This is a genomic window from Pseudochelatococcus sp. (assembly GCF_050946405.1).
Classification (GTDB): Bacteria; Pseudomonadota; Alphaproteobacteria; order Rhizobiales; family Beijerinckiaceae; genus Pseudochelatococcus.
The window spans coordinates 65708-91751 of the sequence record NZ_JBMNUS010000012.1; the positions used below are offsets into that span (position 1 = coordinate 65708).

Consider the following 26044-nt stretch of genomic DNA (forward strand, 5'->3'; position numbering starts at 1 on the left):
CTCTCACGGAATATAAGTCGGAGAGCGCGGGCCGGGCTCTCCCATAGTCGCGGTGGCGGCCGACAAAGCGGCGTGAGCAAGGAGAGCTTCAGCCTGGAGATTGATCGCTTCGATCCGGCTCTCCAGCCAGACCACCTTTGCTTCCAGAGCTTCCAACTCGTTCGACACGCCAACGCGATGGCGTTCAACCGCCCAGTCGAGGGTTCCTGCGTTGGCTGCGACAACGCCTGTCTTGTGCTTCCCGTCTGCCAAGGCGGCGTGAAGGTCGTTCATTGCTTGAGCGACTTCGCCTTGGGCATTGAGAAGAACACCGCGATACTCGGCCTCGGCTACCGTTCGTTCGGCTTGCCTTGCAGACAGAGCCGCGCGTCGCCGGCCCGCATCAAGCAATGGAATATCAATGGCGGCTTCTCCGCCGCCGCCGCGAAACCCTTGTCCGTCCAGGCGAAGGAGGCCCACGAATCCCATCAGATTCAAGCTGGGGTAGAAGGCTGCGCGAGCCTGATCGACACGGGCTTTCGACGCGCGGATTCGAGCGGCAGCCGCAATCACATCGGGGCGGAGACTGCTGGCTTCGCCAGCATCAGTGCGCGGCGACGTCAACAGAAGGTGATCCAGATGCGGAGGTGCCAACGGTTGCGAACCGGGCGAGCGTCCAACAGCGACAGCCAGTGCGTCACTAGCGGTCGCAAGGCTCCTGTCCATACGATCGGCTTGGCCGGCGATTGTCTCCACCTGGGCTTCTAGCGGCCATATCGACGACGCCGGTTCGGCGCCAACCGCCGCCCTGTGTTGGGCAATGTCGAGAGCGGATCGGCGTGCAGCTAGAATTTCGCGCATGAGTTCACGGCAAGCCGCCAGACGCCCTAATTCAATCCAGCCCTCAACGATCGAAAGTGCGAGGCGACGACGTGCGTCGTCAGCATCGGCCCTTGCCGCTTGGGCATCGCTATACGCCGCATGCTGACCAGCCCGACCGCGGCCCCAAAGATCGGGAGACCAGTCGAGTTGAGCGAGAGCTTGGCGGGTTGAGCTTTGTAACGGGTCCGTCGACAAGCCTGAAGCCTGTGCGAGGCGCGCATCGTTGGCAGTGAACGCGAGGCTTAGACTTGCTGCGCTTGCAGCCTTGGCCTCGCGTATTGCCGCGCGAAGGGCTTCGGTTCGCGCTTCAGCGGCATGTATGTCGGGATTATCCGACAGGCCCTGCGCAATGAGGTCATTTAGCGCGACGTCACCATAGAGACGCCACCAATTGTTTCCCGCTGGCGCTGCTGCTGGCGGTGCCACCGACATGTTGGCGGGCTGGGGCAGCGACGCACATGCGGTGAGCAAGCCGCAAGCCAGCACCAAGCCGGAGCTACCGGAGTGTGACATGCGATTTTCCCTAACACTGTTAGTTGACTTGCACCCTTACTCTAACTGCGTTAGGCTGTCAAACAGTGTTAGGGAGATTTCATGGCGATACAGCGCTCGAAAATCGTGGCAGAAGCGCTCGATCTGTTGGATGCTGAAGGAATTGATGGTCTGACCATGCGCCGTCTAGCGCAGAGACTTCAGATTCAAGCGCCCTCGCTCTATTGGCATTTCCCCAGCAAACAGGCGTTGCTGGATGGCATGTCAGACGCCCTGATGGAAAGCGTGGCACGGGATGTCGATTCGGCTGCCTCTTATGAAGAGCGCGTTCGTCAGGTCAGCCACGAAATCCGCAACGCGCTGCTGTCGCGGCGGGACGGCGCACAGGTGTTTTCAGGAACTTACGTGTCAACGGAGAATGTCCTGCGCGTCGGGGAAAGCCTGATCTCTGCCCTACGGGACGGCGGCCTTGATCCGCGCTCAGCAAGTTGGGGAGCTTTCAGCCTTCTCTATTACATTCTTGGCTTCACCATTGAGGAACAAGGATTGGCGGCGCTGGATGAAACTGCGTTCCACAAGCAGCAGGAGGCATTCCGTCAGATGGCGCAGGCCCAATTTTCCAATGCCTTCGCTGCTGCGGGGGAGTTGTTCGAATCTGACCCGGAAGACCGGTTCACTTTCGGCATTGACCGCCTGATCGCGGGTTTGCGGCCAAGCGAATAGCGAGAAGTATCGACGTCAGTGAAATGTTGCTCGCCATGCTCCAGGCGTTATTCCGTTACTGCGTAAAAACACGCGGGTCAGATGCGCCTGATCAGCAAATCCACAGGCAAGAGCAATGTCAGCCAACGGATTTGTGCTGTTGCGCAATAACCGTTTCGCTTGGGCGACGCGCCGAAGCATCAGCCATTGGTAGGGAGCGACACCCGTTGATCGTTTGAATGCGTGAGAAAACTGGCTCGTCCGAAGACCGCAGATGCTGGCAAGCTCTGCAAGTCCAATGCCCTCCACCAGACAGGTTTCGATCACGTCCTTTGCCAGCCGCTCTTGCCATGTGCTTAACCCTCCCACGACCGGGCGACGAGCGGCGAGACCGCCATAGTGGGCGCACAGATAGATGCCGAGGCTCCACATATAATGATCAGCATAAAGGGGATCGATCGTCGCGGGCGCATCGAAGAACGGATGGATACGGAGGGCAATGCTTCGAAGGATCGGATCGTCAGCGACATGATAGCGGCTGGCCGCCAGGTCGGTGATATACGGCACTTCGAGATCATCGGCGATTTCACGCATGAAGCTGCGCTGTAGGATCACCTCCTGACTATGCCGGGGGGTGGTGAAGTCGATATGCGCGAGGTCAGATACGTAGAGGAACTGCGTCTCTCCCTTCCTGATCGGCCGCGAAAAATGTTGGCTGTCGAGGAAGACTTCACTTTTCTCGTCGGCAAAATGCACGCCGATGCTGTAAGCCCCCTCCCAGGACGGAAACGTCGGGTTGCTATCGGCCGCCTTGAAGCCATAGCTGACGTCCGCCGCGATCAGCCGCGAACTGGCAAGCCCCCGAACTGCGAGCTTCAAGTCCGTCTTGTGCGGCAGGCCGATCGGCACGGTCGCGACTTCGACCAATTTCACGTTGAGGGTCATTTGTTCTCCTCCGCTTTCCCAACCGCAGACCGGATTTTCTATATTTCCATCTCAGCGATCAAGAATCCCTCATATAAGAGTAGAAATCGGCCTTGCTCGTATATTTTGCATCGCGTGTGTTCGCTGTAAGAGCATCACCCGTCCGCAGTCACCTTTTGATTTGGACGGATGATGCCTAGCTAGGTGTGGTCGCCGCGTCTATTTACTTTATCGACGTAGCAGCCTGCTCGATCAGCTTGGCGACAGCCGCCGGATTCGAGACATAGACGGCGTGGCTGCCGGGCACCTCGACCGTGGTTGCGCCAGCACGCTCGGCCATGACCCGCTGTGCAGCCGGCGGAATCATCTTGTCATCGGTCGCGACGAGATACCAGCTCGGCTTGGTCTTCCAAGCGGGCTGGGTGACTTTTCCATCCAGAGCCGCAACGCCCCACGGAACCTGCGAGTCCGCGAGGAAAGCAGCCAGGTCCGGACGCACGTCCGCCGCAAAGGAGTCCCTGAATTTCGACTTGTCGAGCAACAGGAAACCGTCGACCGGCGGCAGGATGGGCGGAACCGGGGCACCGGGCGGCGGGTTGGCGATCAGGCTCGAAACGGATTCGCCGGCATCGGGCGCGAAGGCCGCGATATAGACGACACCGGCAACCTTCGGGTCGGTGCCGGCTTCCGACACGATGACACCACCATAGGAGTGGCCGACGAGGATAACGTCGCCCGATGCTGCCGCAATGGCACGTTTGGTGACGGCAACGTCGTCGTCGAGTGAGATCGTCGGGTTCTGGACGATGGTGACGTCATACCCATCCTTCTTGAGGATTTCATAGACCCCCTCCCAGCCGGAGCCGTCGACAAAACCGCCATGAACAAGGACAACAGATTTCACGTTCTTATTCTCCGCTGCTTGGATTGGTGTAGTGATGAAGCCGATGCCGACAGCTAATGCTGTAGCAGCGGCAACTAAAGTCGATCTTATCGACATTAGAGTCTCCTTTCAGACTATTACATAGCGGGAGCGCGCGGCTGTCTGGATTGCCAAACGTCCGGACATCTCTTCGCGATACAAAGCCTAAGAGGAGTGATGCTGCTGCGATTGAACGATCTTGCAGTGTTCCTGCATCACGGACAATCCGGGCAAACAGTCTTGGCACCGTTGAGTATGAGGGTCAGACCGAACTCGAAGCGCCCCTCAAAGTCGAAGAAGCTCTGAGCGAGGACGGCGGCATCCAAATGCCGATAAGTCGGCTGCGCCAGCACGCCTTCGATCGCATCCATGAACGGAGGCAATGCATCCCGCAGCCGCTCGGGCAACCCTTGCTGCTCCAACGCCTCACCAAGAGCAAATGAGAAGAGGCTGGTCATGGTCCAAATGGCCTTTTCCTTCGCGAAACCAGCCTGGATTAGGAGCCGCATCATCACTTCAGCAGTCTTCAAAGTATTGCTCTTTGCGTCATAGCTGCCGCCAACGATGCGCGCGCCATCCCGGTGCCGTAGCAGCGCCTGTCGCAGGCGGCGCACTAACTCTCTCAGTCCCTCCAGAGGCTCATCTTCCGGCAGCCCTGCGAGGTCTATATCGCCTATGATGGCTTCAGCCATCGCATCCACCAGATTGCGTTTGTCAGAGAAATATCGATAAAGAACAGGTGGTTGGACATCGAGCGCATCTGAGAGGGCGCGCATCGTCAAGCTGTCTAGCCCCCCCTCGTCGACGAGCCGCAACCCGACGGCAACGATCTGAGCCTGCGTCAGCTTTTCCATTTTGCGGCGCGTGCGGCGTGTGCCGATCGCCTTCGTGCGTTCGTTCATGCTGTTCTCGAACCTTCGATCATTCCTTGACATATTACCGATGTTAACATATCGGTCAACAGATGATATTAACGTCGTTAATAAATGCATTGGCTAGCACACGACACATCGGAGCCTTCCTCATGGCGAAGCCCTCATCAGCAGACTTCTTCATCCTTCACGACGTTGCGCACTTTCCGCTCGTTCACCTGAACTCCGAGCGCATGAAGCCAGGATTTGCGGAGCAGTGGTGCAAGGAGCAGGAGCGCCTTCTTGATGCACGTGTGCCGTTTGTTCTGCTTCTTCAGGAGGGCGACGACGATCACGAGTCGATTCAAGATCGAAACGAGGTCGTGCTCTGGTTCAAGAAAAACAGGCAGTCGTTCCGCGGTGTCTGCCGGGGAATAGTCGGTATCGAGCCTGACGCGATAAAGCGTGCGCTTTTATATGCGCGCGCTCTGGTTCTTGGTCCTGTTTTCGGTGTCACAACGACTGTAGCTGCTGACGGCCGCGAGGCAGGGACAATCGCCAGGAACCTTCTGGCCAACGGGAGCAATGAATTCCAGCACAGAGAGATGGATTGAAAGGATGCGCTTCCTACGACTGACGAAGCGGGCCGGTGGAGGAAAGACCTCGTCAATATCAGGCGGACGTATCCTGATGGCCGGTTATGGTTTTGCATCATCGCGCTGGTTCGGGGAGAGACTGATGTGGGGCGATTTGCCGAGACTTAAATCCCCCCACGTAAGACAGCTTAGTCTTTAAGCGGGCAATCGGTCATGCGCAGGCGATCGCTTCGGCACATGACGGCAAAAGTTGAGCCTTCTTTGCTTTGCGGCCGCATACCTATGGCGGCTTTGGTGCAGATGCTTGCCGTTTCAGAATACCTCAGCTTTCATCGTGCGGCCAAGGCTCTTGGCACCAGTCAGTCGAGTGTCAGCGCACGGATTAAGGCGTTGGAAGAAGACCTTGGCGTTGTCCTCTTCGATCGCAACACGCGCGGAGTCCGCCTGACAGACGCCGGTCGATGCTTTGTCGATCAGGTCGATAGCGCCATGGGTATCCTTGACCATGCAATCAAAACGGCCGGGATGCAGGCACGCGGCGAAGAGGGAAAGCTGGACATCGGCGTTCATGTCCTTGCGGCTGAAGGCTTCCTTGACCGCTTGCTCAAATGGTTTCACGGAAAGTATCCGCGAATCCGATTGCATATTACCGAAGGCACGGCGCGGGACACGCAACTCATGGTGCGCGAAGGCAGGCTCGATGTCGCCTTCATGGCGTTTTCTCACGACATTCCAGACCTTAATTCCCGTGTGATCTGGCGCGACCGTCTGATGGTTGCGCTGCCAACACGGCATCCATTGGCGACCCGGCAGGATGTCGAATGGCGGCAGCTTGCAGAGGAAACCTTTCTCGTCCGCCAGGGCGGCACCGGGCCGCAGGTTCATGACCTGATAGTGTCCCGCTCGACCGGAAAATGGCTGACACCGACGATTCTTCGTGTCGATGTCAGCCATTGCACGTTGCTGCCGATGATTGCGGCCGGGCATGGCATTTCGCTTTTCGTCGAGGAAGGAGCCGCAGCCGGCGCAGCGAATGTCGCCTTCCTACCGATTACCGACGAGCCGGAAACCATCCCGTTTTCGGCCGTCTGGTCCCCCCGAAACCGTGACCCAGCGCTTTCGAACCTGCTCACCTTGGCGACGAAAATGGCCAACTCAGAGCCGAAATCTGATTCGCTGTAGTTCACCTCGGCCGGAGTGCCGGTGCAGTGCCGCGACAACCCATCCTATTTGCCGCCGATAGTATCCGGTCGCCCTATCGCTCCACCTTTATTGTTGATTACCGCACAATTGCCCATTCTCTGATCGGCTCCGTCACTTTTCGCCGATTGGAGCCTGTATGCGCGGAGGCCGAATACTCTGGGGTCAGATTGCCGTCGTTTTCATCATCGTTCTGGTGATGACCTGGGCGGCGACGCAATGGGTCGCCTTTCGCCTTGGCTTCCAGTCCCAGCTTGGTGCGCCATGGTTCGAACTAGCAGGCGTGCCGGTCTACTACCCCCCGGCCTTCTTTTGGTGGTGGTTCTCGTTCGACGCCTATGCGCCCGCGATCTTCATGGAGGGCGCGGCCATCGCCACGTCCGGCGGCATCCTCGCCATCGCCGCCGCCATCTTCATGTCGATCATCCGGGCGCGCGAAGCCCGCAACGTCGCCACCTACGGATCGGCGCGATGGGCGGAAGACAGGGAAATCCGCAGCGCCGGACTGCTCGGTCCCGATGGTGTCCTGCTCGGCCGCTATACCCATGACTATCTGCGCCATGACGGCCCCGAGCATGTCCTATGTTTCGCCCCGACCCGGAGCGGCAAAGGCGTCGGGTTGGTGGTGCCGACGCTGCTGACCTGGCCGGGAAGCTGCATTGTCCACGACATCAAGGGCGAGAACTGGACCCTGACAGCGGGCTTCCGGGCGAAGCACGGCCGCGTGCTGCTGTTCGATCCGACCAATGCGAAGTCATCCGCCTACAACCCATTGCTGGAGGTGCGGCAGGGCGAATGGGAAGTCCGCGACGTGCAGAATATCGCGGATATTCTGGTCGATCCCGAAGGCAGCCTCGACAAGCGCAACCATTGGGAAAAGACCAGCCACAGCCTGCTTGTCGGCGCGATCCTGCACGTCCTCTATGCCGAACCGGACAAAACCCTGTCCGGCGTCGCCAATTTCCTGTCCGATCCCCGCCGCCCGGTCGAGGCGACCTTGCGCGCCATGATGGACACGCCGCATCTGGGCGAGGCTGGCGTTCATCCCGTCATCGCCTCGTCGGCGCGTGAGCTGCTGAACAAGAGCGAGAACGAACGGTCGGGCGTGCTGTCCACTGCCATGTCGTTCCTCGGCCTTTACCGCGATCCGGTCGTGGCCCGCGTCACGGATCGTTGCGACTGGCGGATTGCGGATCTGGTCGGCAGCCGCCGTCCGGTCACGCTCTACCTCGTCGTTCCGCCGTCCGACATCAACCGCACCAAACCGCTGATCCGGCTGATCCTCAACCAGATCGGCAGGCGGTTGACCGAGGAACTGACCACCTCCGGCAAGCGCCATCGCTTGCTCATGATGCTGGACGAGTTTCCGGCGCTGGGCCGTCTCGACTTCTTTGAATCGGCGCTCGCCTTCATGGCGGGCTACGGCCTCAAGTCCTTCCTGATCGCCCAATCGCTCAACCAGATCGAGCGCGCCTATGGGCCAAACAACAGCATTCTCGACAACTGCCATGTGCGCGTCGCCTTCGCCACGAACGACGAGCGCACCGCCAAGCGCGTGTCGGACTCGCTTGGCACAGCAACCGAGATGCGCGATTCCACCAACTATGCCGGCCATCGCCTCGCGCCCTGGCTCGGGCATCTGATGGTCTCGCGGCAGGAGACGGCGCGGCCGCTGCTCACGCCGGGCGAGATCATGCAGCTTCCGCCCGCAGACGAAATCGTGATGGTCGCGGGAACGCCACCGATCCGGGCGAAGAAGGCCCGGTATTTCGAGGATGCGCGATTGCAGGAGCGCATCCTGCCGCCGCCCGAACTGCCATCCGTTCCGGCGACTAAGCCGGCAACCGACGACTGGACGAGCCGCGTCATCATAGCGGCGGACAGGCCAGCGACGACCGCTGCCAATGGCGCGGAGGGCGATCCCGACAATGCGGGTATCCGCCGCGAGCCGGAATTGCCCGAGCATGAGGAAATCGTCCCGCCGCCGACCCCGCCAGCCCAGGAGTTCGACATTCTGGACGACGAGCCGGACGTGGATGCCGCCAAGGCCCGCGCGCTGCGCTCGCGGATGCGAATGATCGCCCGGCAGGCGTCGATGAACCCCGATGACGGTATAGAGCTTTGAGAGGCCGCCCATGACGACGCGCAATCGCATGAATGTCTATTTCGACCCGGAACTGCTCAAACAGGTCGAGGCGCTATCGTTGCGCCGACAGGTCTCAAAGTCCGCCATCATCGAGGCGGCGGTCGCATCCTTCCTGTCGGGCGACACGTCTGACCGGCTGGAAGCGGCCATGTCGCGCCGCCTGGACAAGATCGGCAGGCAGATCGGCACGCTGGACGAAGATCTCGCCGTGCTCGGCGAGACCCTTTCCTTATTCGTCCACTTCTGGCTAACGATGACACCGCCGTTGCCCGACAGCGCCAAGCAGTCCGCACGGATCAAGGGGAACGAGCGGTTCGAGGGCTTCATGCAGAATCTCGGCCGCAGGCTTGCGACAGGAGACAGGTTCCTGAAAGAGTTGTCGCGTGACATGGATTCGTTTCACGCCAGTCCGCCGAAAGATCAGACTGGGACCGATGGTGACGCTGCTTAGATTTTCAACCCATCCTATTTGCCGCCGATAGCCGCCGATCACCGCAACCTATTAGATACTTGTTGAATCGGCCTGATTTCAGGCTCTTTTAATCGACCCCGTTGCGGGGTCCGTCTGTTGCGCCCCGCGAGAACAAGGGGCCGACATGACGACACATCACCAGAAACCGGAGGCGATTGCACGCGGCGCGCGGATGCTACGCACAGCGCTTGGCGCGTCCATCGCGCGGTTTCTCGAAGACCCGGCAGTCATCGAGGTGATGCTGAACCCGGACGGTCGCATCTGGATCGACCGGCTATCCGAAGGTCTGGCCGATACAGGCGAGATGCTGTCCGCCGCCGATGGCGAGCGCATCGTCCGGCTGGTCGCCCATCATGTCGGCGCAGAAGTCCACCCCCGCGCCCCCCGCGTCTCGGCAGAGCTTCCCGAAACCGGCGAACGCTTTGAGGGGCTTTTGCCGCCTGTCGTCGCTGCGCCCGCCTTCGCCATTCGCAAGCCCGCCGTCGCGGTGTTCACGCTCAACGACTATGTGGCTGCCGGCATCATGTCCACCGATCAGGCAGTGACTCTCCGCGAAGCCGTTGCGGCACGCGCCAACATCCTCGTCGCGGGCGGCACCAGCACCGGCAAGACCACCTTGACCAACGCGCTGCTCGCCGAGGTCGCGAAGACGCAGGATCGCGTCGTCATCATCGAGGATACGCGCGAGTTGCAATGCGCCGCGCCCAACCTCGTCGCCATGCGGACGAAAGATGGCGTCGCCACACTTTCCGATCTGGTGCGCTCCAGCCTTCGCTTGCGGCCTGATCGTATTCCCATCGGCGAGGTGCGCGGCTCCGAAGCCCTCGACCTGCTCAAAGCCTGGGGAACGGGACATCCGGGCGGCATCGGCACCATCCATGCCGGCACCGGCATCGGCGCGCTGCGCCGCCTCGAACAGCTCATTCAAGAGGCCGTCGTCACGGTCCCGCGCGCGCTGATCGCCGAGACCATCGACCTCGTTGCCGTCCTGTCCGGTCGCGGCTCCGCGCGCCGGCTGGCCGAACTCGCCCGCGTCGAAGGGCTGGGATCGGACGGTGACTACGCCATTACCCCCGCAACCACCTCGAAAGGAGACCTCTCATGATCCGCACGATTTCGCGCGGCTGCCGCATCATGGCGACCGCCGCAGCCACTGTTTCCATCAACCTGATGCTGGCGCCCGCCGCACACGCATCCGGCTCGTCGATGCCCTGGGAAGCGCCCCTGCAATCCATCCTTCAGTCGATCGAGGGGCCGGTCGCCAAGATCATCGCGGTGATCGTGATTATCGCCACCGGCCTCGCGCTCGCGTTCGGCGACACCAGCGGTGGCTTCCGCCGCCTGATCCAGATCGTCTTCGGCCTCAGCATCGCGTTCGCGGCCAGTTCCTTCTTCCTCAGCTTCTTCAGCTTTGGCGGCGGGGCGCTTGTCTGATGGCGGGCGGCCTCGAACAACTCGACGCGGTGCCGGGATTTTCCGTCCCGGTCCATAGGGCGCTGACCGAGCATATCTTGCTCGGCGGCGCACCGCGCTCCATCGCCATCATGAATGGAACGCTCGCCGGGGCCGTGGGCCTCGGCCTGCGCCTCTGGCTCGTTGGCCTCGCCATCTGGGCCATCGGTCATTTCGCCGCCGTCTGGGCGGCAAAGCGCGATCCGCTCTTCGTCGAAGTGGGCCGCAGGCATCTGCGCATCCCCGGCCATCTCTCGGTCTGACGGAGGCGCACATGATGAACCTTGCCGAATATCGCCGCACCGCCAGCCGTCTCGCGGATTTCCTGCCCTGGGCGGCGTTGGTTGGCGAGGGTGTCGTCCTGAACAAGGACGGCTCGTTCCAGCGCACCGCGAAGTTTCGCGGTCCCGATCTGGATTCCGCCGTCGCCGCCGAGCTGGTCGCCGTCGCAGGCCGCATCAACAATGCCATGCGCCGTCTCGGATCGGGCTGGAGCATCTTCGTCGAGGCGCAGCGCAGCGAAGCCGCGACCTATCCCGACAGCCGCTTTCCCGAAGCCGCATCCGCGCTGCTCGACGCAGAGCGCAAGGCTGCGTTCGAGGAAGCCGGGACGCATTTCGTGTCGGGTTATTTCCTGACCTTCCTCTGGCTACCGCCCGCAGAGGACGCCGCCCGCGCCGAAACCTGGCTCTATGAGGGCCGGGAGAAAACCGGCGTTGATCCATGGGAATTGCTGCGCGCCTTCATTGACCGCACCGACCGCGTGCTGGCGCTGCTCGACGGCTTCATGCCGGAATGCCGTTGGATGGATGATGGCGCGACGCTGACCTACCTCCATTCCACCATCTCGACCAACAGGCATCGCGTGCGCGTGCCCGAGGTGCCGATGCACCTCGACGCGCTGCTCGCCGACCAGCCGCTGACCGGCGGGCTGGAGCCGCGCCTTGGCGACCAGCATCTGCGCGTCCTGACCATCGTGGGATTCCCGACCGCGACCACGCCCGGCCTGCTCGACGAGATGAACCGCCTGCCGTTCCCCTATCGGTGGAGCACGCGCGCCATCCTCATGGACAAGACCGACGCGACCCGGCTGCTGACGAAGATAAGGCGGCAATGGTTCGCCAAGCGCAAGAGCATCGCCGCAATCCTCAAGGAAGTCATGACCAACGAGGCGTCCGCGCTTGTGGACACCGACGCGGCGAACAAGGCGCTCGACGCGGACATGGCCTTGCAGGAGCTTGGGGCGGACGTGGCGGGCATGGCCTACGTCACGGCCACCATCACCGTCTGGGACGCCGACCCGCGCCTGGCCGACGAGAAGCTGCGCCTCGCCGAAAAGATCATCCAGGGCCGTGACTTCACGGCCATGCCCGAAACTGTCAATGCCGTCGACGCATGGCTCGGCTCGATCCCCGGACACGCCTACGCGAATGTCCGCCAGCCGCCCATCTCGACGCTCAACCTCGCCCACATGATCCCCTTGAGCGCCGTGTGGGCGGGGCCGGAACGGAATGACTATCTCGGTGCCCCCCCCTTGCTCTACGGCAAGACCGAGGGAAGCACTCCGTTCCGGCTATCCCTTCACGTCGGGGACGTCGGCCACACCCTCGTCGTCGGCCCGACCGGCGCGGGCAAGTCCGTGTTGCTGGCGCTCATGGCCTTGCAGTTTCGCCGATACACCGACGCACAGGTCTTTGCTTTCGATTTCGGCGGTTCGATCCGCGCCGCATCGGTCGCCATGGGCGGTGATTGGCACGACCTGGGCGGCGGAATGACGGAAGGGGATGAGGCGTCCGTCTCGCTCCAGCCGCTCGCCCGCATCCACGACACCTATGAACGCGCCTGGGCCGCGGACTGGATCGCCGCAATTCTCGGCCGTGAGGGTATCCCGATCACACCCGAGAACAAGGAATATATCTGGACGGCGCTGACCTCACTGGCGTCCGCCCCGGTAGGCGAGCGCACCATCACGGGCCTCTCGGTTCTGCTGCAATCCAACGATCTGAAACAGGCATTGCGGCCATATTGCATCGGCGGGGCCTATGGGCGACTGCTCGACGCAGAGGTTGAACATCTCGGCTCCGCTACGGTGCAAGCCTTCGAGATCGAGGGACTGGTCGGCACCGGAGCCGCGCCCGCCGTGCTGTCCTACCTGTTCCACCGGATCGGCGACCGGCTCGACGGGCGACCGACGCTGCTCATCATCGACGAGGGCTGGCTGGCGCTGGACGATGAAGGGTTCGCCAGCCAGCTCCGCGAATGGTTGAAGACGCTCAGGAAGAAGAACGCCAGCGTCATCTTCGCCACGCAAAGCCTGTCCGACATCGACGGCAGCAACATCGCGGCCGCCATCATCGAAAGCTGCCCGACGCGGCTGCTTCTACCGAACGAACGGGCCATCGAACCTCAGATCACGGCCATCTATCGGCGCTTTGGTTTGAATGACCGCCAGATTGAGATTTTGGCGAGAGCCACGCCCAAGCGGGATTACTACTGCCAGAGCCGCAGGGGGAACCGCCTGTTCGAGCTTGGCCTGTCCGAAGTCGGCCTCGCGCTTTGCGCCGCATCGTCCAAATCCGATCAGACCGCCATCGAACGTATCGTCGCCGAGCATGGCCGCAACGGCTTCCTCGCCGCCTGGCTGCGCCTGCGCGGCGTCGATTGGGCGGCCGACCTCATCCCCGACCTTACCAACCTCATCTCTCAGACCGAGAAGGAGTCCCAACCATGACCATCCGTCGTTCCCGCGCCTGCCGCTTCGCCGCTGTGCTGATCGCCGCGCCGATTGCCGCCTTGCCTATGTTTCTCGCGCCGTCAGCGTCGGCGGCGTGGATCGTCTATGACCCGAGCAATTATGCGCAGAACCTGCTCACGGCCGCACGCACGCTGGAGCAGATCAATAACCAGATCACGTCGCTCCAGAACGAAGCGCAGATGCTCATCAATCAGGCGAAGAATCTGGCGAGCCTGCCGTTCTCGTCGCTCCAGACGTTGCAGCAGAACGTGCAGCGCACGCAGCAGCTTTTGAGCCAGGCGCAGAACATCGCCTTCAACGTGAGCCAGATCGACCAGGCGTTCCAGCAGAAATACGGAAACATCTCCCTGTCGGCGACCGATACGCAGCTCGTCACCGACGCCCGCTCGCGCTGGCAGAACACGGTCGGTGGCTTGCAGGATGCCATGCGCGTGCAGGCCGGCGTCGTCGGCAATATCGACACCAATCGCACGCAGATGTCGGAACTGGTCGGCCAGAGCCAGAACGCTGCCGGTGCGCTGCAAGCCACGCAGGCCGGCAACCAGCTTCTCGCTCTCCAATCGCAGCAGCTTTCCGACCTGATCGCGCTGATGTCGGCCAATGGCCGGTCGGAGGCGCTGATCGAAGCCGAACGCGCGACCGCCGCAGAACAGGGACGCATCCAGCGCCAACGCTTCCTGACGCCGGGCAGCGGCTACCAGCCGGGCAATGCCCGAATGTTCGGCAACGGCAACTGACGCGCGAGAGGGGCTGTCATGGACGGCAAGATGCTGGCCCGGCTCGGGGCAATCATATTCGTCGCCATCGCCATCACCGCCACGGTGATCGAAATGACCCGGCAGGACGAGCCGATGCGCGGCAGGCCCGCGCCCGAGCTACAGCGTCCCGCCGATCCGCTGCGCCAGAGCCTGCGCAACTGCCAGCGTCTCGGCGAGGCGGCCGCGAGCGATCCGGGCTGCCTCGCCACCTGGGCCGAGAACCGCGACCGCTTTCTTGGTCGGACGCCTGCGCCGGTTTCGCCACGCCCCAGCGAAGGAGAGTGATCCATGGGCGGCACAGGCGTCATCGACAACTTCCTCGGCGTATTCACGTCCTACATCGACAGCGGGTTCGGCCTGCTCGGCGGCGAGGTCGGTTTCATCGCCACCACGCTGATCGTCATCGACGTGACGCTCGCCGCCCTGTTCTGGTCCTGGGGCGCGGATGACGACATCATCGCCCGGCTGGTCAAGAAAACCCTGTTCGTCGGCGCGTTCGCCTACATCATCTCGAACTGGAACAATCTGGCCCGCATCGTTTTCGAGAGCTTCGCCGGTCTCGGCCTGAAAGCATCCGGCACCAGCTTCTCGACCGCCGACCTCATGCGCCCCGGCAAGGTGGCGCAGACCGGCCTCGACGCGGGCCGCCCGCTGCTCGACTCCATCTCCGACCTGATGGGCTACTGGAGCTTTTTCGAGAATTTCATCCAGATCGCCTGCCTGATGTTCGCCTGGGCGCTGGTATTGCTCGCCTTCTTCATCCTCGCCATCCAACTTTTCGTGACGCTGATCGAGTTCAAGCTGACGACATTGGCGGGGTTCGTCCTCATTCCGTTCGGGTTTTGGGGCAAGAGCGCCTTCATGGCCGAAAAAGTCCTCGGCAATGTCGTTTCGTCCGGCATCAAGGTTCTGGTGCTGGCCGTCATCATCGGCATCGGTTCGACGCTGTTCTCGCAGTTCACCGCAGGCTTCGGCGGTGCGACACCGACCATCGACGACGCCATGGCGATCGTGCTCGCGGCCCTTTCTCTGCTCGGCCTTGGCATCTTCGGCCCCGGCATTGCTTCCGGCATCGTCTCGGGCGGGCCGCAGCTTGGCGCGGGCTCTGCTGTTGGCACCGGCCTTGCCGTTGGCGGCGCAGCCCTTGCCGCAGGCGGTGCGGCTGGTCTTGCCGTCAAGGGAGGCGCTGCCGCCCTGTCAGGTGGAGCCGCAGCCGTGCGGGGCGGTGCCACCGCGGCGGGTGCGGCAACCGCAGCCTATAGCGTCGGCTCGCTCGGCCAGTCCGGCGCAGCCGGTGTCGCTTCCGGCCTTGGCGGCGTTGCTCGCGCAGCAGGTTCCGCCGCTGTCTCGCCCTTGAAGCGCGCTGCCGCGAAAGCAACCGATAGCGTCAAATCCAGCTTTTCCGATGGCGCGCGCGCGGGTTTTGGCGTGACGGGCGGCTCATCCACCGCCGGCACGGTTGGCGGCGCAAGCGCCGCTCCCGCAGCCGCAGCGCAGGCATCCACAACCGCCGGTCCCCCGGCCTGGGCGCAGCGGATGCAGCGATCACAGGCCCTGAACCACGGCACCACCATGGCTGCCCATGCCGTCCGATCCGGCGACAGCCACGGCGGCGGCTCTTCCGTCAACCTTTCCGAAAGTGACCGCTCATGAGCATCTTCAAACGACCATCAACCCATTACGGCAAATCACCCGAACTCGAAACGCCATACCAGCGCGCCGCGCAAGTGTGGGACGAGCGCATCGGTTCGGCCCGCGTGCAGGCGAAGAACTGGCGCTATATGGCATTCGGCTCGCTGATCCTTTCAGCAGGTTTCGCTGCCGCCCTTGTCTGGCAATCGGCGCGCGGGACCGTGGTGCCGTGGGTGGTGCAGGTCGACAAGCTCGGCCAGGCGCAGACGGTCGCGGCCGCCGTCGCCGACTATCGCCCGACCGATCCGCAGATTGCTTTCCATCTGGGCCGCTTCATCGAACAGGTCCGCGCGATCCCGGCCGACCCGATCATTGTCCGGCAGAACTGGCTCCGCGCTTATGAATGGACGACCGACCGGGGCGCGGCGGCCCTGAACGACTACGCCCGCAGCAATGACCCGTTCACGAAGGTCGGAAAGCAGCAGGTCGCCGTCGAGGTTTCCAGCGTCATCCGGGCATCGAACGACAGCTTCCGCGTGGCCTGGACCGAGCGCCACTATGAGAACGGCCAGCTTTCCACGACCGAGAGATGGACCGCGATCCTGACCATCGTGATCCAGACGCCACGCGACGCTGAAAGGCTGCGCGCCAATCCGCTCGGCATCTACATCAACGCAATCTCTTGGTCGCGGGAGATGGGCCAATGAAGACGAGCATCCACACGCCCGCCATTGCCGCCGTGCTGCTTTCCGCAACCATGCTCGCAGGCTGCGCGACCAACAAGCCGCCGCAATTCAGCTACGACGCCGACGTGCCGTCGCTGCCCGTCGTGCCTGCCGCCGTCACCGATGACCGGCCCCGGCCATTGCACACGCCGCCCGCATGGACCGTCGCGCGTGGCGGGACCGCTGCCGGAACACCGGCGGGCCGTGTCGAGAACGCCAATGCCGCCGCGCGCGTCGAGCCGCGCCGCGAGGGCTACTATAACGCCATCCAGATTTATCCCTGGTCGGAAGGCGCGCTCTATCAGGTCTATGCCGCACCGGGGCAGATCACCAACATCGCGCTGGAGCTGGGCGAAAGCCTGACCGGCGCGGGACCGATTGCCGCCGGCGACACCGCCCGCTGGATCATCGGCGATACCGAGAGCGGCAGTGGAACGTCGCGGCGCGTCCATATCCTCGTCAAGCCGAGCCGCCCGGACATCACAACCAACCTCGTCGTCACCACCGACCGGCGCACCTACATGATCGAACTGCGCGCCCGCGAATCCCTCTATATGCCGTCCGTCGCATGGGCCTATCCGGCGCAGCCAGCAGGCCAGCGCCAGACTGTTCCGGCAGCGCCGATCATACCGGCCGAGGCGGCACGCAACTATCGCTACGGCCTGACCGGCGACAGCCCGCCCTGGCGACCTATCTCCGTCTTCGACGACGGCCGCCGCATCTATGTCGTCTTCCCGCGCGGCATCGAGCAGGGCGAGATGCCGCCGATCTTCGTTATCGGTTCCGATGGCGAAACCCAGATCGTCAACAGCCGCATCCATCAGAACATCCTGATCGTGGACCGCCTGTTCGGCGCGGCCGAACTGCGCCTCGGCAGCGGCGACCGCCAGCAGACGGTCAGGATCGTCCGCATCGAGCAACGGCAAGCCGCACAGCCTGCAAAGGCAACCGGAGAATCCCCGTCATGACCGAGAACACTCCCACGGACACACTGGCGCCCATGCGACTGCGCGCCGAAGCCCCTCGCGTCACCCGCCTGTCCCGCAAGATGCTGGCAGGCGTCGGAGCCGTCGCGTTGTTCGGCATCGGCGGGGCGCTGATCTATGCGCTCCAGACCCGCGACATGGGCGGAGGCGGCGAAGAACTCTATTCGACCGAGAACCGGCCCACGGCGGACGGTTTGTCCGGCCTGCCGCGCGACTATACTGGCCCGGTCCTGGGGCCGGCGTTGCCGGGCGACCTCGGCCGTCCGATCCTCGATGCGCAGAACCGGGGACAGCCGGTCGCGCCGCCCGTCATGACGACGCCCGCCGTCGATCCGGCGGAACAGCGCCGGCTCGCCGCGGAAGAAGCTGCGCGCGTCAGCCGCGTCTTTTTCCAGACCGCACCGGGAACGGGAACCGCAAGCCCGAGCCTTGCCGGCCTTGGCCTCACCGCGCAGCCAGGTGCTGCCGGCACGCAGGACCGGCATACGGCCTTCCTCAATGGCCCGGTGGATCGGCAGACGGTCGCTCTGGATCGCATCGCCGCGCCAGCCTCGCCCTACATCCTTCAGGCCGGGGCCGTGATCCCGGCGGCGATGATAACCGGCATCCGTTCGGACCTTCCCGGCCAGATCACCGCGCAGGTCACGGAAAACGTCTATGACAGCCCGACCGGCAGCCTGCTTCTGATCCCGCAGGGAACGCGCATCATCGGCCAGTATGATGCCGGTGTGACCTTCGGCCAGCGCAGGGTGTTGTTGGTGTGGAACCGCCTCATCCTGCCCAACGGCCGCTCTATCGTGCTGGAGCGGCAACCGGGCGCGGATGCTTCCGGCTATGCCGGGCTTGAGGATGGCGTCGATTATCACTGGTGGGATCTGATGAAGGCGGCCGGACTGTCCACGCTGCTCGGCATCGGCACCGAACTGGCGACCGACGACGAGGACAGGCTGATCCGCGCCATCCGCGACGGGGCGCAGGACACCATCAACCAGGCCGGACAGCAGATCGTCCAGCGCGAGTTGCAGGTCGCACCGACGCTGACCATCCGGCCTGGCTTCCCTGTCAGGGTCATCGTCACCCGCGATCTTGTGCTCGAACCCTACAGGAGTTGACCATGGCGAAGCTGAAACTCGGCCCTCTGGCCGACGACAAGCCGGTGAAGGTGACGGTGGAGTTGCCCGCGCAGCTCCACCGCGATCTGGCCGCCTATGCCGAGGTGCTGGCGCGCGAAAGCGGCCGGTCCGCCGCCGATCCCATCAGGCTCATCGTGCCGATGCTGGAGCGATTCATCACCACGGATCGCGGTTTCGCCAAGGCGCGGCGGCAACCTCTCTGATTCTTTACCGTAGGGGTGCCGCCAGCGCACAGGCGCGAATGCGGCACGCTACAGCCCGCCGTTCCCCCTCCATGGTTCGCTTAATTCCGGGGCTTTAGCGCCCCGGAATCCACCTGCGAACCAAGGAGGATTCCATGTGCGCCAGGCACCGCCGCGCCCCGAGAGGGCGTCCCCGGCATTCGATCCCGCAAGCGTTTCCTGATGACCTCTATGACTATGCCAACGATCCGACGCCAGCGGAGCGCCTACCACGTCGGGAGCCGTCGCCCCATATCTTTGACATAGAGAAGCTGCCCATCATCGACGACTGGCCCGAGCGCGTGCCGGTCACAGAGGCGGAAATCGACATCTTCGAGCGGTATTTCGGCGACGTTCTCGACCGGCTGTTCGGCCCCGTCGATGCCGATCCGGGCAATGACAGCTTGCCACCGTTAACATCTAATGGTAACAGTAAGTCATGAGCGGGGATCGCGATCCGAGCCTCGACACGCTTCTGGACCTGGACGGGCAAGTGCTTGTCGTCGATCCCGAAGGCGGTCATTGGGTAAAGTTTGTCGTCACGCGCATTCCGGCTTCGCCGGAAAAGCCGCACGGCCTCGACTACTCGCTCACGCTTCATGGGCCTTCGGGCGAACGGCTGGTCGGCTTCGACAACGCCCATCCGGTCGGCCGGGGGAGACGCGGCGAACCGATGGATCATCGGCACCGCCTCCAGACCGTGAAGCCTTACGCCTGGGAGGATGCGGCCGCCTTGCTGGCCGACTTCTGGCAGGCGGTCGATGCGGTGCTGAAGGAGCGAGGTGTGCTATGACCACATTGAAAGTCGGGATCGCCGACTATGACGAGATGAAGGACCGCACCATGCGGATTGCGCGCGGCGAGGAAAAGCCCGCGCCCGACGATCCGAAGGTGTGGTTCACGTCCACGGAATCCTTCGCGCAAATCCTGTCCAGCGGGAACCGAGAGCTGCTGCGTGTCATCTACGAGCAGTCGCCCGGATCGCTGGAGGAATTGTCGCGGATCACCGGGCGAACGAAGCCCAGCCTGTCTCGAACGCTCAAGACGATGGCGAACTATGGCCTCATTCGCATGGACCCCGGCGAGGGCCAGAAGCTCGTGCCGAAGGTGCTGCATGACCGCGTGGCGCTGGAGTTGCCGCTGATCGAACGCCGGGCCGCGAAAGGAGGCGCGCTATGAATATGCAGAGTCCCCACGTCGCGCTGCGCGCCGCGCTCTACCTGCGCGTTTCTACGACGCGGCAGGCCGAGCATGACGTGTCGATCCCCGACCAGCGCAAGCAGGGCGAAGCCTATTGCGCCTCGCGTGGCTACCAGCTTGTCGAAACCTTCGTGGAAGCCGGAGCATCTGCGACCAACGACCGCCGCCCCGAGTTCCAACGGATGATTGAGGCCGGCACCAGTAAGCCCGCGCCCTTCGATGTCGTCGTGGTTCATAGCTTCTCGCGTTTCTTCCGCGATCACTTCGAGCTGGAGTTTTACGTCAGGAAGCTGGCGAAGAACGGCGTGCGCCTTGTCTCCATCACGCAGGAGATGGGCGACGATCCCATGCACGTCATGATGCGGCAGATCATGGCGCTATTCGATGAATACCAGTCCAAGGAGAACGCCAAGCACGTCCTGCGCGCCTTGAAGGAGAACGCGCGGCAGGGCTTCTGGAACGGCTCCCTGCCGCCCATCGGCTACCGCGTCATCGATGCCGAGCAGCGCGGATCGAAGATGAAGAAAAAGCTGGAGATCGACCCGCTTCACGCCGACACCGTGCGGATGATCTTCCGGCTTGCGTCGGAAGGCGACGGCACGTCCGGCCCGATGGGCGTCAAGGCCATTGTCAACCATCTGAACAAGAACCGCATCTTCACCCGCAACGGCGGGCGGTGGGGCATCGGCCAGCTTCACCGCATCCTGACCCGCCGCACCTATATCGGCGAGCATCAGTTCAATAAGCGGTCCAAGGCCAAGGAGCTGAAACCCGCCGAGGAAGTTGTCACCGTCGCGGTGCCGCCGCTGATCGACCTTGAGACGTTCGAGGGCGTCCAGAAGCGGTTGCAGGCTAACAATCCGAAGGTGACGCCGCCGCGCGTCGTCAGCGGGCCGAACCTGCTGACGGGCATCTGCTATTGCGGCAACTGCGGCGGGGCCATGACGCTACGCACCGGCAAGAGCGGCCGCTATCGCTATTATGCCTGCTCGATCCGGGCGCGGCAGGGCGATACCGGCTGCAAGGGCCGAGCCATCCCCATGGACAAGCTCGACCGCATGGTGGTCAACCATATCGAGGAAAGGCTGCTCGACCCCGAGCGGATCGAAGAAATCCTCGCCACGCTGCTGGATCGCCGACAGGAAAGCATCGAGCGGCGCGGCCAGCACATCGCCGAACTGAACCAGCGCGCGGCCGAGGCGGATATGCGCCTCAAGCGGCTCTATGATGCCATCGAGTCCGGTTCGCTCGATCCTGCCGAGTCCGCCCTTGGTGAGCGGATTGCAGGGCTGACCGCTCTACGGGACCAGGCGCGAGCCGATGCCTCACGAATCGAAGCCATGCTCGCAAGCTCGGCCCATCAGGGCCTGACAGGCATTGCCGTTCGGGAAATGGCGACCGAAGCCCGCAGCCGGATGAGGCTTGGAAAGGGCGGCTATCGGCGGGAACACGTCCGGGCCTTCGCTCAGCGCGTCGAGGTCGCCGACGACGCGGTTCGCATCATGGGATCGAAAAACACCCTGCTGCGGACATTGGTGGCTGCGAAAGGAGGGAAATCGGCGGGAATCGGCGTTCCCGGTTTTATACCGAAGTGGCGGAGAGAGAGGGATTCGAACCCTCGATACGGTTGCCCGTATACACGCGTTCCAGGCGTGCGCCTTCAACCACTCGGCCACCTCTCCAGACATTGACCCCGGAACAGAATTCCGTGACGCCAATCCCGCCGCCGTTGTCGCCATACGAATACCTTCGGAGACAACCCCGTCAATGACGACGACATGGCATCATCAGTGGCAGGCCGACACCGTAACGGTTTCGCATCAGGTATCGATTCCAGCGCAGACCGGAACCGCAACGAACATGCGACAGCAGGAGTGGCTTCTACCCATTTGTCATGCCGGTGGCAAGGGCTGTTTTGAACGAACCGGCAAACATTCTCCCTTTTCCACCATGCGCCGTCGGCAACCCCGCTGCCGCAACGGCCGTCAGGTGTGAACGCTCCCGATGAGGCGCTCGCGCACCATCCGCGAGATCTGATCGAGCAGGCCGACCGTGATCAGAATCAGCAGGATGATGTAGGCCACCTCGTCGAAACGCATCACCTGCCAGCGCGATATCAGCTCGAAACCGATGCCGCCGGCGCCGACGAGACCCAGCACGGTGGCCGAACGCGTGTTCGATTCGAAAAAATACAACGCCTGCGACACGTAAACCGGCAATACCTGCGGCAACAGGGCATAGCGCTGTACCGTCACCGGAGATGCCCCTACCGATTGCAGCCCCTCGACAGGCCCCTTCTCGGTGTTCTCGATCGCCTCCGCGAAAAGCTTGCCGAACGTGCCCATGTCGCTGATGAAGATCGCCAGAATGCCCGCAAGGGGCCCGAGGCCGACCGCCGAGATGAAGATCAGCGCCCAGATCACCTGGTCGATGCCCCGCGCCACGTCGAACAGACGCTTCGTCAATACCCGCAGGATAAACGCCGGAATCACGTTGCGCGCCGCCAGGAACGCCAGCGGCAGCGCCACGAGGGCGGCCAGCGAGGTGCCGATGAACGCCATCGCCACGGTTTCGCCCAGCGAGCGGAAAATATCCGCATGCGCGAAATTGGCGAAGTTGGACCAGTCGAAAAAATTCGCCAGCAGCAGGCCGGCGCGCGGATCGGGCGACAGCAGGCGCGCCGGCGTCAGGCCATAAGCCATGTGCAGCCATACGAGCATGGCCAGCGCCGCCGCGAGGCCGCAACCCACAAGCGTGCGCCGCGATGGCGACAGGCCGAAAGCCCCCGGATTGTAAAGCCGCGCGGCGCGGATTTCCTCAGGCGTAACGGCGTCGAGACGGATGGGGCGCATATCTTTGGTCCATTTGCTGTCGATCCACAGGCACGCCGGGACGGTGCGCGTCAAACCACCCGCGCGTCGCGGATGAGCCGCTGGCGCAGGAAGCCGGACAGCGCGTCGATTGCCACAACCAGCAGCACGATCAGAAGGATCACGGCGCTGATGTCCTCATAGCGGTTGAAGTTGATCACCTTCTTCAACTCCTCGCCGATGCCGCCGGCGCCCACCACGCCGATGATGGCGGAAGAACGCACGTTGATCTCGAAACGCAGCAGGCCGTAGCTCAGAAAGCCGGGCAGCACCTGCGGCACGATGGCGTAGCGGATCGTCTCGAACCAGTTGCCGCCCACCGCCCGGATGCCCTCCGCCGGCCGCGGACTCGCATTCTCGTTCAGCTCCGAAAACAGCTTGCCGAGTGCGCCGGCCGAATGCAGCCCCATTGCGAGAATGCCCGCGAGCGGGCCGATGCCGTAGCAGAACACGAAGAACAGCGCGAAGACGAGATCGGGAATCGATCGCAGCACCTCGAGGAAGCGGCGCGATATCCACACGATCGAACCATGCGGAGACAGGTTGTAGGCCGCCGGGAAGCTCAGCACGAAAGCGACGGAAAAACCAAGCAGCGTCGCGAGCACGGCCATGGCCACGGTGTCGAGCAACAGGGCCAGAAACGTGTTGATGTTGTAAAACCAGTAAAGCAGGGACTGCTTCGTGTCCCAGTCGCCGAAAAGATGCGACAGGGAGAGAATGGGAATGCGCTCCGCGGAACCCTGCGCCACGGGCGTCGAGAACAGTTTCGAGACATACTCGCCCAGTTTCGGCAGCCCCTCGATCACCGGCAGGAGACCGAAATCCGTCCACCAGGCGGCAAGCGCGAACAGGGCGGCGAAAATGACCACGCCGGCCAGCGTGGCGCGGAATTTCTCGCGGCGATGGTCATCGATGCGCCGACGCATGATGTCGTAAGCGCCGGATATCGGGGCACCGGATGTCTCGACTGACGTCATGACGCACACACTTCTCGCGGTTGCGGGAACACGGCCTGGTCTTTTGGTTCTGAGCGATCAGAATGCGCTCCTAGAGCACGAAGCGATCAGATTGAATCGCCATCCTGCTCTCAACTTCACATTTTACCGCGACTTGCGTTCAACTCGATGGATCGACTTGAACGCAAACGGCTCCAAAGAGCAGGCGGACGCGGACCGATGCGGCCCGCCCCGGCCGAAACCGGGCGGGCCGCATCAGGCTTGCGTGGATCAGTTCTTGCGGCCGCCCGTGGCCTCGGCCTGACGCAGCTTGATGATGTCTTCGTAAAGCTCAAGCGTCGCCTTCGCGTAGCCCTTGCCGGTGCCGCGCTCGATCGCCTGGTAGATGGCGGGGTGCTTCACGGGCAGATCGAGGTGGATCTGAAGCAGCTTCTCCTTCAGATCCGCCGGCAGATCGGCGCGGATCGCAACCGGGCCGTTCGGGATCTTGCCCGACTGCCAGATGATCTTGACGTCCTTCATGTCGAGGAGCTTCTTGTCCACCATCGCGCGCAGATTGCCGCGCGAATAGCCCTCGTTGATGTCGCCCTGGCCCGAAGTCCACGTCACGGCGACGTCATACTGCTTGTTGAGCACCGCGAGCACGCCCTGCTCATGGCCGCCGGCGAAGCCCACGCGCGAGAAGAACTTCTCGGGGTCCTTGCCCTCGGCCTTCAGCGTGGCGTTGGGGATCAGGTAGCCGGACGTCGAGTTCGGGTCGGCGAAGGCAAGCGACTTGCCCTTGGCGTCGTCGAGCGAGTTGATGCCGCTGTCGGCGCGCGCCACGGCGACCGAATAGTAGAAGGTGGAACCGTCGTTCTCTTCCGCGACGACGAGCGGCTCGATGCACTTGTTGCAGTCGAGATAGGCGCCGGCGAAGCCCGAGGCGCCGAAGGCGGCCAGCTCGACCTGCCCGGCGCCGATGGCCTGCATGATGCCGGCGTAGTCCGTGGCCGGATAGAGCTTGACCGGGATGCCGAGTTCCGTCTCGAGCAGCTTGCGGTAGTCCTCGTTGCGGGTCAGCAGGTCGGTGGCGTTTTCGCCGCCGATCAGACCGACGCGAAATTCCTTGACGGTATCCTTGTAGCCCTGGGCAGCGGCAGGGGCGGCGAGCGCGAGCGCGGCGGCGGCCGCGAGCATCAGCTTGCGAAGCATGGTGGTACTCCGTGAGAGTTGACAAGAACGGTGGGGCATGGCTCTTGCGCCCGCTGCCGGAAACCCCGCCGGCGGCGGGGTTCAGGCGGGAGTGGCCTCAGGTGCGAGCTTCCTGCCTGGAACGATGCTGGTCGAGGTGATGCGCTCGTCGAGAGCCGCGCCGTCGGTCCCATAGATCTGCCGCACCACGGCGTCGTCCAGCTCCTCCGGCGTGCCGTCGAAGACGATGCGGCCGTTGGCCATGCCGACGATCCGGTCGCAGTAATGGCGCGCGGTGTCGAGCGTGTGCAGATTGCAGATGACGGTGATGCCGTCCCGCTGGTTGATGTCGCGCAGCGCGTCCATCACCACCTTCGCGTTGAGCGGATCGAGCGAGGCGATCGGCTCATCCGCCAGAATGATCCGCGGCTCCTGAAGCAGGGTGCGGGCGATCGCGACGCGCTGCTGCTGGCCGCCGGAAAGCGTATCCGCGCGCTGCAAGGCCACTTCCGCGATGCCCAGCCGCTCCAGCGCGCGCAGCGCGAGCGTCCGCTCGGCGTCGGTGAAGGTCTTGGTGAGCGAGCGCCACAGCGGCACGTGATTGAGGCGGCCGGTGAGCACGTTGGTGAGCACGTCGAGCCGGTTGACCAGGTTGAACTGTTGGAAGATCATCGCCGCGCGCGAGCGCCAGTTGCGCAGCGCCGCGCCGCGCAGGCGGGTGATGTCCGCATCCTCGAACAGGATGCGCCCTTCGGTGGGATCGATCAGCCGGTTGATCATGCGCAGCAGCGTGGACTTGCCGGCGCCGGAGCGCCCGATGACGCCCACCATGCTGCCGACCGGAATCTCGACCCGCGCATCGGCCACCGCAGCCTTGTCGCCAAATCGCCTTGTCACGCCATCAATGATCAGCACCGCTCATGTCCTCATGTCGCTACCCGCCACGACAGATGCGTTGTGACAGTGTTGCGCAACACAACGATGACAATCGGCACCGGAACCGCCCATCCGTGTCGG

28 protein-coding genes, 1 tRNA gene and 1 pseudogene are annotated in these 26044 nt (G+C 63.2%); 20 read left to right on the forward strand and 10 right to left on the reverse strand.

Annotation, left to right across the window (positions count from 1 at the left end):
• Positions 1-3 precede the first annotated feature (3 nt).
• The gene (locus ACOYJQ_RS16255) at positions 4-1374 is read right to left on the reverse strand and encodes an efflux transporter outer membrane subunit (RefSeq protein WP_433459908.1); all 1371 of its coding nucleotides are present in this window, start codon (positions 1372-1374) and stop codon (positions 4-6) included.
• A gap of 81 nt (positions 1375-1455) precedes the next feature.
• Here ACOYJQ_RS16255 and ACOYJQ_RS16260 point away from each other — a divergent pair, with 81 nt between their 5' ends.
• Complete coding sequence (locus ACOYJQ_RS16260; RefSeq protein ID WP_433459909.1) at positions 1456-2076, forward strand: TetR/AcrR family transcriptional regulator C-terminal domain-containing protein; 621 nt, start codon at positions 1456-1458, stop codon at positions 2074-2076.
• A gap of 15 nt (positions 2077-2091) precedes the next feature.
• On the opposite strand, the gene ACOYJQ_RS16265 is transcribed toward ACOYJQ_RS16260, so the two are convergent.
• The 3 genes from ACOYJQ_RS16265 to ACOYJQ_RS16275 form a co-directional block, all read right to left on the reverse strand.
• Complete coding sequence (locus ACOYJQ_RS16265; RefSeq protein ID WP_433459911.1) at positions 2092-3000, reverse strand: helix-turn-helix domain-containing protein; 909 nt, start codon at positions 2998-3000, stop codon at positions 2092-2094.
• Positions 3001-3202: 202 nt separating this feature from the next.
• Positions 3203-3979 (reverse strand): alpha/beta fold hydrolase, encoded by a 777-nt coding sequence (locus ACOYJQ_RS16270; RefSeq protein WP_433459912.1) that lies wholly within the window; start codon positions 3977-3979, stop codon positions 3203-3205.
• A 137-nt stretch (positions 3980-4116) separates the two neighbouring features.
• Entirely contained in the window at positions 4117-4803 is a 687-nt protein-coding gene (locus tag ACOYJQ_RS16275) for a TetR/AcrR family transcriptional regulator C-terminal domain-containing protein (RefSeq protein WP_433459913.1), read from the reverse strand.
• Positions 4804-4925: 122 nt separating this feature from the next.
• On the opposite strand from ACOYJQ_RS16275, the gene ACOYJQ_RS16280 reads away from it, so the two are divergent.
• The 19 genes and pseudogenes from ACOYJQ_RS16280 to ACOYJQ_RS16370 all read left to right on the forward strand — a co-directional run.
• Entirely contained in the window at positions 4926-5366 is a 441-nt protein-coding gene (locus tag ACOYJQ_RS16280) for a hypothetical protein (RefSeq protein ID WP_433459914.1), read from the forward strand.
• A gap of 219 nt (positions 5367-5585) precedes the next feature.
• The gene (locus ACOYJQ_RS16285; protein WP_433459915.1) at positions 5586-6530 is read left to right on the forward strand and encodes a LysR family transcriptional regulator; all 945 of its coding nucleotides are present in this window, start codon (positions 5586-5588) and stop codon (positions 6528-6530) included.
• Positions 6531-6687: 157 nt separating this feature from the next.
• The gene (locus tag ACOYJQ_RS16290; protein ID WP_433459916.1) at positions 6688-8673 is read left to right on the forward strand and encodes a conjugal transfer protein TraG; all 1986 of its coding nucleotides are present in this window, start codon (positions 6688-6690) and stop codon (positions 8671-8673) included.
• A gap of 10 nt (positions 8674-8683) precedes the next feature.
• Positions 8684-9145 (forward strand): ribbon-helix-helix protein, CopG family, encoded by a 462-nt coding sequence (locus ACOYJQ_RS16295; protein WP_433459917.1) that lies wholly within the window; start codon positions 8684-8686, stop codon positions 9143-9145.
• A 145-nt stretch (positions 9146-9290) separates the two neighbouring features.
• Positions 9291-10271 carry a P-type conjugative transfer ATPase TrbB gene (gene trbB / locus ACOYJQ_RS16300; protein ID WP_433459919.1) on the forward strand — a complete coding sequence of 327 codons (981 nt, stop codon included), beginning with the start codon at positions 9291-9293 and terminating at the stop codon, positions 10269-10271.
• The gene (locus tag ACOYJQ_RS16305; protein WP_433459920.1) at positions 10268-10600 is read left to right on the forward strand and encodes a TrbC/VirB2 family protein; all 333 of its coding nucleotides are present in this window, start codon (positions 10268-10270) and stop codon (positions 10598-10600) included. The genes trbB and ACOYJQ_RS16305 overlap by 4 nt, the downstream gene beginning before the upstream one ends.
• Positions 10600-10881 carry a VirB3 family type IV secretion system protein gene (locus tag ACOYJQ_RS16310; RefSeq protein ID WP_232411756.1) on the forward strand — a complete coding sequence of 94 codons (282 nt, stop codon included), beginning with the start codon at positions 10600-10602 and terminating at the stop codon, positions 10879-10881. Before ACOYJQ_RS16305 ends, ACOYJQ_RS16310 begins: the two co-directional genes overlap by 1 nt.
• An 11-nt stretch (positions 10882-10892) precedes the next feature.
• Positions 10893-13349 (forward strand): conjugal transfer protein TrbE, encoded by a 2457-nt coding sequence (gene trbE / locus ACOYJQ_RS16315; RefSeq protein ID WP_433459922.1) that lies wholly within the window; start codon positions 10893-10895, stop codon positions 13347-13349.
• Entirely contained in the window at positions 13346-14110 is a 765-nt protein-coding gene (trbJ, locus tag ACOYJQ_RS16320) for a P-type conjugative transfer protein TrbJ (protein WP_433459924.1), read from the forward strand. Before trbE ends, trbJ begins: the two co-directional genes overlap by 4 nt.
• Before the next feature lie 18 nt (positions 14111-14128).
• The gene (trbK-alt, locus tag ACOYJQ_RS16325; protein WP_433459925.1) at positions 14129-14416 is read left to right on the forward strand and encodes a putative entry exclusion protein TrbK-alt; all 288 of its coding nucleotides are present in this window, start codon (positions 14129-14131) and stop codon (positions 14414-14416) included.
• A gap of 3 nt (positions 14417-14419) precedes the next feature.
• Entirely contained in the window at positions 14420-15784 is a 1365-nt protein-coding gene (gene trbL, locus ACOYJQ_RS16330; RefSeq protein WP_433459927.1) for a P-type conjugative transfer protein TrbL, read from the forward strand.
• Positions 15781-16470, forward strand: coding sequence for a conjugal transfer protein TrbF (gene trbF / locus ACOYJQ_RS16335; protein ID WP_433459929.1), 690 nt, complete (start codon positions 15781-15783; stop codon positions 16468-16470). The genes trbL and trbF overlap by 4 nt, the downstream gene beginning before the upstream one ends.
• Complete coding sequence (trbG, locus tag ACOYJQ_RS16340) at positions 16467-17456, forward strand: P-type conjugative transfer protein TrbG (RefSeq protein WP_433459930.1); 990 nt, start codon at positions 16467-16469, stop codon at positions 17454-17456. Before trbF ends, trbG begins: the two co-directional genes overlap by 4 nt.
• Positions 17453-18586 (forward strand): TrbI/VirB10 family protein, encoded by a 1134-nt coding sequence (locus ACOYJQ_RS16345; protein ID WP_433459932.1) that lies wholly within the window; start codon positions 17453-17455, stop codon positions 18584-18586. The genes trbG and ACOYJQ_RS16345 overlap by 4 nt, the downstream gene beginning before the upstream one ends.
• 2 nt (positions 18587-18588) lie before the next feature.
• Complete coding sequence (locus ACOYJQ_RS16350; RefSeq protein WP_433459934.1) at positions 18589-18810, forward strand: DUF2274 domain-containing protein; 222 nt, start codon at positions 18589-18591, stop codon at positions 18808-18810.
• 134 nt (positions 18811-18944) lie between these two features.
• Positions 18945-19271, forward strand: a complete 327-nt coding sequence (locus ACOYJQ_RS16355; RefSeq protein ID WP_433459937.1) for a hypothetical protein — start codon at positions 18945-18947, stop codon at positions 19269-19271.
• Complete coding sequence (locus tag ACOYJQ_RS16360) at positions 19268-19621, forward strand: toxin-antitoxin system TumE family protein (RefSeq protein WP_433459938.1); 354 nt, start codon at positions 19268-19270, stop codon at positions 19619-19621. Before ACOYJQ_RS16355 ends, ACOYJQ_RS16360 begins: the two co-directional genes overlap by 4 nt.
• Positions 19618-20007 carry a helix-turn-helix domain-containing protein gene (locus tag ACOYJQ_RS16365; protein WP_433459939.1) on the forward strand — a complete coding sequence of 130 codons (390 nt, stop codon included), beginning with the start codon at positions 19618-19620 and terminating at the stop codon, positions 20005-20007. The genes ACOYJQ_RS16360 and ACOYJQ_RS16365 overlap by 4 nt, the downstream gene beginning before the upstream one ends.
• Before the next feature lie 2 nt (positions 20008-20009).
• Positions 20010-21044, forward strand: a pseudogene (locus tag ACOYJQ_RS16370) (recombinase family protein); the annotation flags it as partial.
• On the opposite strand, the gene ACOYJQ_RS16375 reads toward ACOYJQ_RS16370, so the two are convergent.
• The 6 genes from ACOYJQ_RS16375 to phnC form a co-directional block, all read right to left on the reverse strand.
• On the reverse strand, positions 20976-21197 hold the full coding sequence (locus ACOYJQ_RS16375) for a hypothetical protein (RefSeq protein WP_433459941.1): 222 nt from the start codon (positions 21195-21197) through the stop codon (positions 20976-20978). The pseudogene ACOYJQ_RS16370 and the gene ACOYJQ_RS16375 overlap by 69 nt on opposite strands.
• A gap of 423 nt (positions 21198-21620) precedes the next feature.
• A tRNA-Ser gene (locus ACOYJQ_RS16380) sits at positions 21621-21710 on the reverse strand.
• Positions 21711-22013: 303 nt separating this feature from the next.
• A complete protein-coding gene (phnE, locus tag ACOYJQ_RS16385; RefSeq protein ID WP_433459942.1) occupies positions 22014-22880 on the reverse strand; it encodes a phosphonate ABC transporter, permease protein PhnE in 867 nt (288 codons plus the stop codon).
• A 50-nt stretch (positions 22881-22930) separates the two neighbouring features.
• Positions 22931-23875, reverse strand: coding sequence for a phosphonate ABC transporter, permease protein PhnE (phnE, locus tag ACOYJQ_RS16390; protein WP_433459943.1), 945 nt, complete (start codon positions 23873-23875; stop codon positions 22931-22933).
• A 249-nt stretch (positions 23876-24124) separates the two neighbouring features.
• Complete coding sequence (phnD, locus tag ACOYJQ_RS16395; RefSeq protein ID WP_433459945.1) at positions 24125-25048, reverse strand: phosphonate ABC transporter substrate-binding protein; 924 nt, start codon at positions 25046-25048, stop codon at positions 24125-24127.
• A gap of 81 nt (positions 25049-25129) precedes the next feature.
• Positions 25130-25942 (reverse strand): phosphonate ABC transporter ATP-binding protein, encoded by an 813-nt coding sequence (phnC, locus tag ACOYJQ_RS16400; protein ID WP_433459947.1) that lies wholly within the window; start codon positions 25940-25942, stop codon positions 25130-25132.
• Positions 25943-26044 lie beyond the last annotated feature (102 nt).

Excerpts from the sequence above, each read along its gene's own strand:
- ACOYJQ_RS16255 (WP_433459908.1), bottom strand. The coding sequence starts at position 1,374 with ATGTCACACTCCGGTAGCTCCGGCTTGGTGCTGGCTTGCGGCTTGCTC.
- ACOYJQ_RS16260 (WP_433459909.1), top strand. The coding sequence starts at position 1,456 with ATGGCGATACAGCGCTCGAAAATCGTGGCAGAAGCGCTCGATCTGTTG.
- ACOYJQ_RS16265 (WP_433459911.1), bottom strand. The coding sequence starts at position 3,000 with ATGACCCTCAACGTGAAATTGGTCGAAGTCGCGACCGTGCCGATCGGC.
- ACOYJQ_RS16270 (WP_433459912.1), bottom strand. The coding sequence starts at position 3,979 with ATGTCGATAAGATCGACTTTAGTTGCCGCTGCTACAGCATTAGCTGTC.
- ACOYJQ_RS16275 (WP_433459913.1), bottom strand. The coding sequence starts at position 4,803 with ATGAACGAACGCACGAAGGCGATCGGCACACGCCGCACGCGCCGCAAA.
- ACOYJQ_RS16280 (WP_433459914.1), top strand. The coding sequence starts at position 4,926 with ATGGCGAAGCCCTCATCAGCAGACTTCTTCATCCTTCACGACGTTGCG.
- ACOYJQ_RS16285 (WP_433459915.1), top strand. The coding sequence starts at position 5,586 with ATGACGGCAAAAGTTGAGCCTTCTTTGCTTTGCGGCCGCATACCTATG.
- ACOYJQ_RS16290 (WP_433459916.1), top strand. The coding sequence starts at position 6,688 with ATGCGCGGAGGCCGAATACTCTGGGGTCAGATTGCCGTCGTTTTCATC.
- ACOYJQ_RS16295 (WP_433459917.1), top strand. The coding sequence starts at position 8,684 with ATGACGACGCGCAATCGCATGAATGTCTATTTCGACCCGGAACTGCTC.
- trbB (WP_433459919.1), top strand. The coding sequence starts at position 9,291 with ATGACGACACATCACCAGAAACCGGAGGCGATTGCACGCGGCGCGCGG.
- ACOYJQ_RS16305 (WP_433459920.1), top strand. The coding sequence starts at position 10,268 with ATGATCCGCACGATTTCGCGCGGCTGCCGCATCATGGCGACCGCCGCA.
- ACOYJQ_RS16310 (WP_232411756.1), top strand. The coding sequence starts at position 10,600 with ATGGCGGGCGGCCTCGAACAACTCGACGCGGTGCCGGGATTTTCCGTC.
- trbE (WP_433459922.1), top strand. The coding sequence starts at position 10,893 with ATGATGAACCTTGCCGAATATCGCCGCACCGCCAGCCGTCTCGCGGAT.
- trbJ (WP_433459924.1), top strand. The coding sequence starts at position 13,346 with ATGACCATCCGTCGTTCCCGCGCCTGCCGCTTCGCCGCTGTGCTGATC.
- trbK-alt (WP_433459925.1), top strand. The coding sequence starts at position 14,129 with ATGGACGGCAAGATGCTGGCCCGGCTCGGGGCAATCATATTCGTCGCC.
- trbL (WP_433459927.1), top strand. The coding sequence starts at position 14,420 with ATGGGCGGCACAGGCGTCATCGACAACTTCCTCGGCGTATTCACGTCC.
- trbF (WP_433459929.1), top strand. The coding sequence starts at position 15,781 with ATGAGCATCTTCAAACGACCATCAACCCATTACGGCAAATCACCCGAA.
- trbG (WP_433459930.1), top strand. The coding sequence starts at position 16,467 with ATGAAGACGAGCATCCACACGCCCGCCATTGCCGCCGTGCTGCTTTCC.
- ACOYJQ_RS16345 (WP_433459932.1), top strand. The coding sequence starts at position 17,453 with ATGACCGAGAACACTCCCACGGACACACTGGCGCCCATGCGACTGCGC.
- ACOYJQ_RS16350 (WP_433459934.1), top strand. The coding sequence starts at position 18,589 with ATGGCGAAGCTGAAACTCGGCCCTCTGGCCGACGACAAGCCGGTGAAG.
- ACOYJQ_RS16355 (WP_433459937.1), top strand. The coding sequence starts at position 18,945 with ATGTGCGCCAGGCACCGCCGCGCCCCGAGAGGGCGTCCCCGGCATTCG.
- ACOYJQ_RS16360 (WP_433459938.1), top strand. The coding sequence starts at position 19,268 with ATGAGCGGGGATCGCGATCCGAGCCTCGACACGCTTCTGGACCTGGAC.
- ACOYJQ_RS16365 (WP_433459939.1), top strand. The coding sequence starts at position 19,618 with ATGACCACATTGAAAGTCGGGATCGCCGACTATGACGAGATGAAGGAC.
- phnE (WP_433459942.1), bottom strand. The coding sequence starts at position 22,880 with ATGCGCCCCATCCGTCTCGACGCCGTTACGCCTGAGGAAATCCGCGCC.
- phnE (WP_433459943.1), bottom strand. The coding sequence starts at position 23,875 with ATGACGTCAGTCGAGACATCCGGTGCCCCGATATCCGGCGCTTACGAC.
- phnD (WP_433459945.1), bottom strand. The coding sequence starts at position 25,048 with ATGCTTCGCAAGCTGATGCTCGCGGCCGCCGCCGCGCTCGCGCTCGCC.